Genomic DNA, 9,144 nt, shown 5'->3' on the forward strand with positions numbered 1-9,144 from the left:
CGTTGGTATCATAAATATGAAAAGAATGTCGAATAATGACGATTTACATATTCAAAGCTTGGGGAGGATCCTACATATGATGAAGTCTACTGGTATTGTAAGAAAAGTCGATGAACTTGGTCGTGTTGTAATTCCAATTGAATTGCGTCGCACACTAGGTATCGGCGAGAAGGATGCGCTTGAAATTTATGTTGATGGCGAACGCATTATGCTTAAGAAATATGAGCCTGCTTGTATTTTCTGTGGTAATGCAGAGAATGTTACATATTTCAAAGGAAAAATTGTTTGCCATATTTGTTTATCTGAGATGCCTACACCTGTGACAAATTAAGAAAAATAGGTTATAATGTTATTAGCAATATTCCATTAGGTAATTCTAACCTTTTTCATACTCCTTTATATCCCATATCCTTGGCCTATAATCCACGGACATGGGATACTTTTTTTATAACGACAGCTAATCCTGCTTCATCACTTCATTATATACTTCTCTCTTGGGAAGACCCCGATCTATTGCTACCTGCTTAATTGCTTCTTTCTTATTCATAGCCTGATCTACATAATGCTCTACATGCGCTTCTAGTGTAAGGGATTCCCACCAATTGAGTGCAGCTTGCTCGCCCTCATTCCGTGCCTCTTCACCCGCAGGTTCAACCACTATGCAGTATTCACCAAGCGGCGGATTCTCTTCTGTATAGGCAAGACATTCCTCTATCGTTCCACGTGTTAATTCCTCGTGTCGCTTCGTCAGCTCCCGCGCTAAACAAATTTTACGATCTCCCCACACTTCCAGCATAAACGCCAATGTCTTGTTTACTCGATGCGGTGATTCATAGAATAGCAGTGTTTCCTGCTTAGATTTCAATCTCTCGAGCTCCTTAACAATCGACTTGCGATCTCGTGGTAAAAATCCAATGAAGGTAAACTGTCGAGTAGGTAAACCAGAAGCAATTAATGCAGATAATGCCGCATTCGCACCAGGAATAGGAATGACAGGAATATCTTCTTCTGCAGCCAGACATACCAGTTCATATCCCGGATCTGAAATCGCTGGAAGACCAGCGTCACTAACTAGCGCTATTACAAGCCCTTCTTCACGCATCAAGCGCACTAGCTCAGGTCCTGAATTATTCTTGTTATGATCATGATAAGATACAAGCCTTGTTGAAATTTCGAAATGTGTAAGCAACTTCCTTGTCTGTCTTGTATCCTCTGCCGCAATCAAATCTGCTTCTTGCAGAATACGTACTGCTCGATAAGTCATATCCTCCAAATTACCGATCGGAGTACCTACTAAATATAGCTTGCCAGATCGATTGGTCGTTTCATAACTTTTTTGTGAAATCATATCGATCCCTTCTTTCCATAGAATACCTCCATCAGTTCAGGACAGTATTCATTCTTATCATTAAATACAATAAGTGGTGATTCTATTCTTAGACCTGGTTTGCCTTCTTTCATTGCTTCGATGAGGACCATAGATGCTTCTTCATCTTGTCTCGAATGGACAAAGCGCACTCGCTTAGGCTCTATTCGATACTGCCGCATCATGTAACAAATATCCACAAATCGTCCTGCACGATGAACCATCGCCAGCTTGCCGCGATTGCGAAGCAATCGTCCTGACGCTACAATCACATCTTCAAGTGTGCTATGAATTTCATGTCTGGCTGCTGCAAAGTGCGGATTCATATTCTGCTCACCTGCTGGCACTGGCATATATGGCGGATTCACCGTAACTACATCATAGCCACCTTGTCCAAGCTTCAAATGAATATCACGTAAATCACCATGAATCATCCGAATCTGATGTTCCAGCTTATTCATCGCTACACTGCGATTAGCCATGTGATAAAGACGTTCTTGAATCTCGACAGCATCGATCTGCGCCTTTGTTCTTGTCGCTAGTAGCATAGGAATTACGCCATTGCCAGAGCACAAATCGATAATTCTGCCCTTTGGCGGTGCTGGAGCAAATCTCCCTAGAAGTACAGCATCAAGGGAGAATGAGAATACCTCATCACTTTGAATAATATATAGTCCATGTGTAAGCAGATCGTCGATCCGCTCATCCTTATTAAGTTCAACCATCTGATGTTATAACCCCGCCATCGCTTGTTTCATAGAAAAAACCGTAGAACGCGTCTACGGTTACTTCTTGAGAAATGATAAACAAAATAAACAATCTCCTTCAGTCCGAAGGTGTCCGTAATAAACATTGCAGATATGAAAGCCCTCTTGATACAATCTTGCCAAATTATCGTGTCCTTCTCCAACGACGGAATGAACCGATTCTTTGATATCATCCTCTGCATGAGCGTAATCCCCTTCTTTAAGGAGCTTACGTAATTGCCTATTTTCTACCACGAGCCGCTGATTCTCTTCAAGCAACAGGACGATTTGCTTCTTCAAAGAACTTAAATCTGCATATGCAGTACCCATCTGCTCTTCTAGTTGATGGATTTGCGCAAAAACATCTTGTTTCTCCACTTTCTCACCTCAACGCATCTTGGATCGCTACTCCTGCTCCGCTACATCATCGAAAGGCAAGTCCTGTACTTTACCAAGGTCAAACAATTGAACCTTCGCTGTACGATTAGCCATATTAAGGGCTAACACCTTACCACTACCATATGAAGTGATCACAAGTCTGCCAACAGTTGGCGTACTATCCTTAGCACTTTCATAATTATCATGCTCATACTTCAGACAACACATCAGTCTTCCGCATAAACCTGATATTTTGGTTGGATTCAACGATAAGTTCTGATCTTTGGCCATTTTAATCGATACAGGCTCAAAATCTCCCAAGAATGTAGAACAGCATAATATCCGTCCACAAGGTCCAATACCGCCAAGTATTTTGGCTTCATCACGAACACCGATCTGTCTTAATTCAATCCGCGTTCTGAAGATCGAAGCCAAATCCTTCACAAGCTCACGGAAATCGACTCTGCCTTCAGCTGTAAAGTAAAATATCACTTTATTGCGATCGAACGTATACTCCACATCGACTAGCTTCATGCGAAGTTCATGTTCTCTGATCTTCTCCATACATACAGAGAAAGCGTCTTTCGCAGCTTTTTTATTTTCTTCTACTAGCTTAGCATCGGTTTCGTCGGCAATCCGAATCACTTTTTTGAGTGGTAAAACAACGTCATTCTCCTGCACCACTTTCCTGCCGATGACGACCATACCATACTCAATGCCGCGTGCTGTTTCAACAATCACGGCGTTATCCTGCTGTATATCAAAATCAAGTGGATCGAAATAATAAACCTTGCCCGCTTTTTTGAAGCGAACGCCCACAACCGAATACATTTTACCCCCCCTGAATGACGACGAGCATTTTTTCAAGCAATAGCTGTGGATTGGCATTCGAACGAAGCCTTGTCCGAAGTTCTACTGCTTTCTCTAATATCCGGACCCACTCTGCTGAATCACGGCTATAAGAGATTGAAGTCATCCAATCTGTTTGATCTATATAAACAAGCTTCTCTTTGTTTCCGCTACTGAGCTGAACAATATCTTTAAGCCATAGAATCAGTAGATCAAACAACGTATCTGTATGATCTGACAGATCCGACTTTGACCACTTTTGTCCTACTGTTACAAAGGAAGAAGGAAACCTCGTCAATGTCTCCTTTGTTAATTGTATCACTACGTTTCTTATTTCTGCAAACCAATTTGTAGTAATTAGCTCACGAGCGGCTTCGGGCCCCGCTGTTAAATGAACTGCCGGGTAAATAAGATGGTTAGGGAAACCTTCTTGCAGAAGCTGTTCTATCATCAAATCCCTTGGTACAGGTACAAATGTTACCCATTGGGCGCGAGATCTGATCGTAGGTAATAAGGCATGTCCATTCTCTGTAATCAGAATCGCTACGACCTTGGATATCGGCTCTTCAAGAAATTTAAGCAAAGAATTAGCTGCTTGTACCGTCATGGCATCCGCATGCTGTATGATATATATCTTCGTTCCATCTACGGAAGCAGTTGCACGGTAAGCAAACTCCTTCTGTAATTCACGAATTTGATCAATCTTAATCGTAGCACCATCTGGCTCTACAATATGCAGATCAGGATGGTTGCCATGTTCAACTTTACGGCACTCAATACATTCACCACATGACTCTTCCACGCCGTTCAAGCAATAGATAGCTTTGGCGAGTGCGATTGCCATTTGTTTACGACTTGTCCCAACTGGGCCATGAAAAATATAAGCATGAGAGAGTTTATTGGCCTTGAGGCTGCTCTGCAGCAAGCGCTTTGCTACCTCTTGGCCTCTTATACTTGCAAAAGACATAATGTTCTCCATTCAAGCGTTAATACAAAAAATTAACCAGCATGCCGCGTATTTCACCAATGCGATGTAGAATTTCGATTCGACCTTGCTCGGAATCAAGCAAGTCTTCGGCCATTGAAATAAGCTCCTCATCAATCTCATCAAGAATCTTATAGCGCTTACCTCGACCTCTGCGATCCCAACCCCGCGTATCTTTAATCCCTACACCTCTGCGTGCCGTTTCCTCAAGAAACTGCTTAATCATCAGCTTATATTTGCGAAGCTCACGGACTGTCATTGCTTTAGATAAATGTTCACCCTGTTGATTGATCTGTCCAGCTAATCGACCTAACTGCTCCTTAGTAGCTATCTTGTCCTGATGTTTCATAACATCAGCAAAGTTCTGTGCAGGCGGATGCTGCTGAACCGAATTATCTGGAACTCGAACATTGGCACCAACGGGACCCCATCCTGGATTAATTTTCAAGGTAGGCTTCCCCTTTCATTTCCCACCAAACAAGAAACAAGATTACCGTCCTTATTAGGACGGAATACATTGCTTAAGGTGATGCTTAGAATTTATGGAACGAATGCTAAAATTCTATATCTTAAAAATGCTCAAATCTCTCAACTGGCATAACGAATACGGCTGCTCCACCCACAGGAACCTCGACAGGGAATGGGACGTAAGAATCTGCCGTACCTCCCATCGGAGATACTGGTGTTACAAGCTGATCACGAACTTTACAATTGGTTTGAATAATGTTCAGTACCTCTTGCACACGTTCGTTCTCAATACCCACCATAAACGTAGTGTTCCCTGCGCGAAGGAAACCTCCTGTTGAAGCAAGTTTAGTTGCGCGAACACCAGCATTAATCAGAGCGCTTGACAAACGGTTGCTATCTTTATCCTGCACCACGGCCATAATAAGTTTCACGGAACATCCCATCCTTTCATTATATTCGTTAATTCTGTTGATCAAGAAGACGATAGAAATCTGCTAGGATATCTGCAGCAATCTCCTCTTCTCCCCGATTGGCATTTACGAGTAATACTCGATCGCTTTGTTCCTTAGCTATGCCAAGGAATGCTTCTCTTACCGTACGGTGATACTCCAACTTGCGTAATTCTATTCGATCCAGTCCAGCATCTTCGTCTCCACCAGCCCGTTTATGCAAGCGTTTAAGAGATTCTTGTGCAGGAATATCAAGCATATAAGTCCTTGTTGGGATAAGGCCTGAGCTAGCGAACCGATTAATCATGAGTACGGTGTCTACCGAAATCCCTAATCCATGCGCTTGATAAGCTACACTCGCATCAATAAATCGATCACATAGTACGATACTTCCTTCATTAAGTGCCGGAATTATCTTCTCATGTACATGCTGTGCTCTAGAAGCTGCGTATAGCAGAACCTCTGCTTGATTCTTCATCTCCGCATATTCGGGATCTAGAATGATACTTCGAATCTTATCACTGATTCGTGTACCACCTGGCTCACGAGTAAATACGATCTTGCGGTTAAGCTTTGCTATCTCACCGGCCAAACGGTTAATCTGCGTCGTTTTCCCTGCCCCATCTGGACCTTCGAAAGTAATAAATATACCTGTCACTAGTTGCCTCCTGTAAATACGTTAATTATGCTATGAGCCCCGATGTCTGAGCCTTGAAACTTGATCCCATTCGCAATTAGTTTCATCATCAGATCAGCCGTATAAGCCGTAATCTGCTCACCTGGATATAGAATAGGTATCCCTGGCGGATATGGAATAACCATTTCTGCAGAGCATTCTCCTATCGCATCCATAATAGCTAAAGAACGAACTAAAGGCATCTGAGTCTGCGATACCTGGCGATAGAGCCTTGTATCTAATGAAATGGGGTCGGATAAAGGCAAAAAAGGAGGTAATTCATTAATATTCGAGATTGCACTGCTTGTTTCCTGCTTAGCGAGCTGATAATAATTCGATATCTCTATCAGCATCTCATATACTCTTTCAGCATCCCCCCTAGTGGAGTGAAGTGTGAAGAGAAGCAATACATGCTTAGCATCTGAGAGTTCTGGATAACATCCTCTAACTTCTAATTCATGCGCTAGACGTGGCCCTGATAATGTACCTGTAGAGTCCATAATTGTAACCTTGAATGGATCGAGACTCGTATAGGCGCTTTGCTGCTCTTGGTGTATCAGTATGCGATATTCGGGCAGATGTTCCATTAAACTGTGAAAATGTTCGACTACAGCTAATCCTTGCTCAATCAATCGATGTCCATCTGTATCAAGCTCATATCTTGCTAGATCTAATGAGGCCATCAGTGGATAAGAAGGACTTGAGCTTTGGAGCATAGCCAAATATTTGTGCACAGCGCCACGATCAATACGATTTCCTTGCACATGCAGCATAGCTGACATCGTCATCGCTGACAGCATTTTATGTGTAGATTGGACAACTAGATCAGCGCCACATGCTAAAGCCGATTGCGGCAGTCTGACATGAAATCCATAATGAGCGCCATGCGCCTCATCTACTAATAAAGGTTTATCATATTGATGAGCTATTGCAGCAATTCGCTCCAAATCGATACCCATACCATAATAATTCGGATTTGTTAGCAATACACCCTTAGCATCAGGATATTTCTTGAGTGCTTCTTCAACATCCTGCGGACGAACACCCGCCGCAATTCCACTCTCCTGATCGACCTTCGGCGAGATAAACACCGCTCTTGCCCCTGCGAGCATCAGCCCATGAATAACCGATTTATGCACATTGCGCTGAACAATCAGTATATCATCGCGATCACAAAGTGCTTGAATCATTGCCAGATTACCAGCTGTGCTGCCACCAACAAGAAACCATGTCTGCTCAGCCCCAAAGCATTCGGCTGCTAGCTCCTGGGCTTCTTGAATCACCCCTTCAGGATGATGCAGATCATCAAATCCTGCAATCTCAGTTCCATCTATCGACATAATATGATGATAATAAGTATAGACTTCTTCTTCCTGTTTCAACCCTCTACCGAACTTATGCCCTGGCACATGAAAGCTGAGCGCCTTACTGCGATGATGTTCAGTTAGCTTTGCGAACAAAGGAGCTCGGTCTCTCACATCATTACCCCCAATTAATATAACTATCCTTCTATTATAGGAGAAAATACACAAACAAAAAAGGATCATACCGTTTCTAAGCACTTTTCAATAGAAAAGCTTAGAGCTCTGATGAACCTTTAGATCTTTTTTAAGATGAAAACAAGCTTATGATACTAGGCATTTTTGAGGATAAGATTCGTCTTAAGCTGATGAATAAAAAACATATACTTCTCATCCATCACATCTGTGTGCACCATTTCATCCTCACATGAATCACAAATAAATTCAGACAAAATAAATATACCATCCGGTTTCTCGCAGCTACAAATGATGCAGATTGGCATCTGCTGTTCTTCCACTCCGACTCACCCCTATTCTTATATTAACTATTAGTATGCCCTTTTTAGAAGTCTTTTAAACTTATAAATGACTAGACATAAACCGATATAATCTTAAGTAGAGATTGTACTAAACAAGGAGAATTTCAATGAACAGCAATGACAAGGCACTTGCCAATGATTCAACCATTTACAACTATAAGCTAGTCAAAAGATTAAATCACAGCTATCTATATACCATGTTCTTCGCGTTACTATTCCTGCTCGCACTTATCGCTAATCTGCTGGAGGATCGGGCTTTACACTATATGTTATGCTTTCCAGCTATTCTGGTGCTTCAAATTCTAATAGCCAAGCTATATCTTCGCACTGCACGATACGGATTTAAAAATGAGTGGAAGCTTCATTATGGTATGTTATGGTTAGGACTCATACCTACGAGCTATGCCTCCGTAAATGTTGTACGCAAGGTTCAGGTCCATGTGCTAATAGGCGGATTATTCATCATCGGAATTCTTTATCCATGGCTTAGCACAATGAACCTGCTAAATCTGCTTTTTGCACACTTCTGGATCATTCTCCCACGCCTAGTCGTCATTCTGCGATTTCGTAAATATGATAAGAACGGGCTATTCAAAATTAGTAGACGAGATACATCTTGCTACTTAGCTTAAGGTAAGTAGCTATTGTGCAGATTGGGGCGGCGTAACAGATTGGATGGAGCGTATCCGTAGCAGGTAGGTTGAGACGATGTAACCGCAGCAAGCGGGTTGAGGCGGCGTAACCGCAGCAAGCAGGCTGGGATGGGCGTAACTGCAATAGGCAGATTAGGGCGGCGTAACCATGGTAGTTCCTCCGCTCGGAAAAATGACGAAATAGCGGACTTCGAGGGTCTTATTTTGATGGAAAAGAGGGGATTTGTGAAAATAGCGGACTATCAGGTGCCTATTTTGGAGCTGCATGCCACAAAACAGCCATTTCACCAGTTCCTCCAAAATTTAAATACCTCAAAATCCGCTAAATGTGGAAATACTCGGGTTTCCAAGTAAATAAGCACTCCGAAATCCGTTATTTTGAGGTACACAAAAAAACAAGCCACCATTCATAAAGAACAGTGGCTTGTAGTTGCTTGGCAACGTCCTACTCTCCCAGGATCCTTCGATCCAAGTACCATCGGCGCTGGAAGGCTTAACGGTCGTGTTCGGGATGGGTACGCGTGGTTCCCTTCCGCCATCGTCACCAAACGAGCATTTGTAAAACAAATGCGGTCCCGTTATTAATTCTGTTACCCGATTAGGCAAATAGATTTAATAACGTTTAAGGTATTGTACCTTGAAAACTAGAAGCGAATTGAAAGTAAATCTTAGTATATCATCCAAATTGGTTAAGCCCTCGACCTATTAGTACTTGTCAGCTCCACACATTGCTG

Annotated in this window: 12 protein-coding genes and 1 rRNA gene; 2 read left to right on the forward strand and 11 right to left on the reverse strand. The window is 42.5% G+C overall.

Translation table 11 applies throughout. The annotated features are described in order from the left end of the window. The first annotated feature begins 76 nt into the window (after nucleotides 1-76). The gene (locus E0485_RS23195; RefSeq protein ID WP_132420440.1) at nucleotides 77-331 is read left to right on the forward strand and encodes an AbrB/MazE/SpoVT family DNA-binding domain-containing protein; all 255 of its coding nucleotides are present in this window, start codon (nucleotides 77-79) and stop codon (nucleotides 329-331) included. 126 nt (nucleotides 332-457) lie between these two features. Here E0485_RS23195 and rsmI read toward each other — a convergent pair whose 3' ends face one another. From rsmI to E0485_RS23245, 10 genes are all read right to left on the reverse strand, one after another. Then, nucleotides 458-1,348 carry a 16S rRNA (cytidine(1402)-2'-O)-methyltransferase gene (gene rsmI, locus E0485_RS23200; protein WP_132420441.1) on the reverse strand — a complete coding sequence of 297 codons (891 nt, stop codon included), beginning with the start codon at nucleotides 1,346-1,348 and terminating at the stop codon, nucleotides 458-460. Continuing rightward, entirely contained in the window at nucleotides 1,345-2,091 is a 747-nt protein-coding gene (locus E0485_RS23205; protein ID WP_132420442.1) for a tRNA1(Val) (adenine(37)-N6)-methyltransferase, read from the reverse strand. The genes rsmI and E0485_RS23205 overlap by 4 nt, the downstream gene beginning before the upstream one ends. Nucleotides 2,092-2,151: 60 nt before the next feature. Beyond that, the gene (yabA, locus tag E0485_RS23210) at nucleotides 2,152-2,490 is read right to left on the reverse strand and encodes a DNA replication initiation control protein YabA (protein ID WP_132420443.1); all 339 of its coding nucleotides are present in this window, start codon (nucleotides 2,488-2,490) and stop codon (nucleotides 2,152-2,154) included. A 27-nt stretch (nucleotides 2,491-2,517) separates the two neighbouring features. Beyond that, nucleotides 2,518-3,321: a PSP1 domain-containing protein gene (locus E0485_RS23215; protein WP_132420444.1), complete on the reverse strand. Its 804-nt coding sequence runs from the start codon at nucleotides 3,319-3,321 to the stop codon at nucleotides 2,518-2,520. Between the two features lies 1 nt (nucleotide 3,322). Beyond that, nucleotides 3,323-4,306 carry a DNA polymerase III subunit delta' gene (gene holB, locus E0485_RS23220; protein WP_132420445.1) on the reverse strand — a complete coding sequence of 328 codons (984 nt, stop codon included), beginning with the start codon at nucleotides 4,304-4,306 and terminating at the stop codon, nucleotides 3,323-3,325. Nucleotides 4,307-4,325: 19 nt separating this feature from the next. Beyond that, complete coding sequence (locus tag E0485_RS23225; protein ID WP_132420446.1) at nucleotides 4,326-4,772, reverse strand: YaaR family protein; 447 nt, start codon at nucleotides 4,770-4,772, stop codon at nucleotides 4,326-4,328. Nucleotides 4,773-4,893: 121 nt separating this feature from the next. Beyond that, nucleotides 4,894-5,223 (reverse strand): cyclic-di-AMP receptor, encoded by a 330-nt coding sequence (locus E0485_RS23230; protein WP_132420447.1) that lies wholly within the window; start codon nucleotides 5,221-5,223, stop codon nucleotides 4,894-4,896. 28 nt (nucleotides 5,224-5,251) lie between these two features. After that, the gene (tmk, locus tag E0485_RS23235) at nucleotides 5,252-5,899 is read right to left on the reverse strand and encodes a dTMP kinase (RefSeq protein ID WP_132420448.1); all 648 of its coding nucleotides are present in this window, start codon (nucleotides 5,897-5,899) and stop codon (nucleotides 5,252-5,254) included. After that, nucleotides 5,899-7,395, reverse strand: coding sequence for an aminotransferase class I/II-fold pyridoxal phosphate-dependent enzyme (locus tag E0485_RS23240; protein ID WP_235857690.1), 1,497 nt, complete (start codon nucleotides 7,393-7,395; stop codon nucleotides 5,899-5,901). The genes tmk and E0485_RS23240 overlap by 1 nt, the downstream gene beginning before the upstream one ends. A 155-nt stretch (nucleotides 7,396-7,550) precedes the next feature. Beyond that, nucleotides 7,551-7,736 carry a sigma factor G inhibitor Gin gene (locus E0485_RS23245; protein WP_407944876.1) on the reverse strand — a complete coding sequence of 62 codons (186 nt, stop codon included), beginning with the start codon at nucleotides 7,734-7,736 and terminating at the stop codon, nucleotides 7,551-7,553. A gap of 128 nt (nucleotides 7,737-7,864) precedes the next feature. On the opposite strand from E0485_RS23245, the gene E0485_RS23250 reads away from it, so the two are divergent. Beyond that, the gene (locus E0485_RS23250; RefSeq protein ID WP_132420450.1) at nucleotides 7,865-8,389 is read left to right on the forward strand and encodes a hypothetical protein; all 525 of its coding nucleotides are present in this window, start codon (nucleotides 7,865-7,867) and stop codon (nucleotides 8,387-8,389) included. A gap of 453 nt (nucleotides 8,390-8,842) precedes the next feature. On the opposite strand, the gene rrf is transcribed toward E0485_RS23250, so the two are convergent. Beyond that, nucleotides 8,843-8,959, reverse strand: a 5S ribosomal RNA gene (gene rrf, locus E0485_RS23255). Nucleotides 8,960-9,144: the final 185 nt, after the last annotated feature.

This window comes from Paenibacillus albiflavus (assembly GCF_004344915.1).
In the GTDB taxonomy this organism is placed as follows: domain Bacteria; phylum Bacillota; class Bacilli; order Paenibacillales; family NBRC-103111; genus Paenibacillus_AM; species Paenibacillus_AM albiflavus.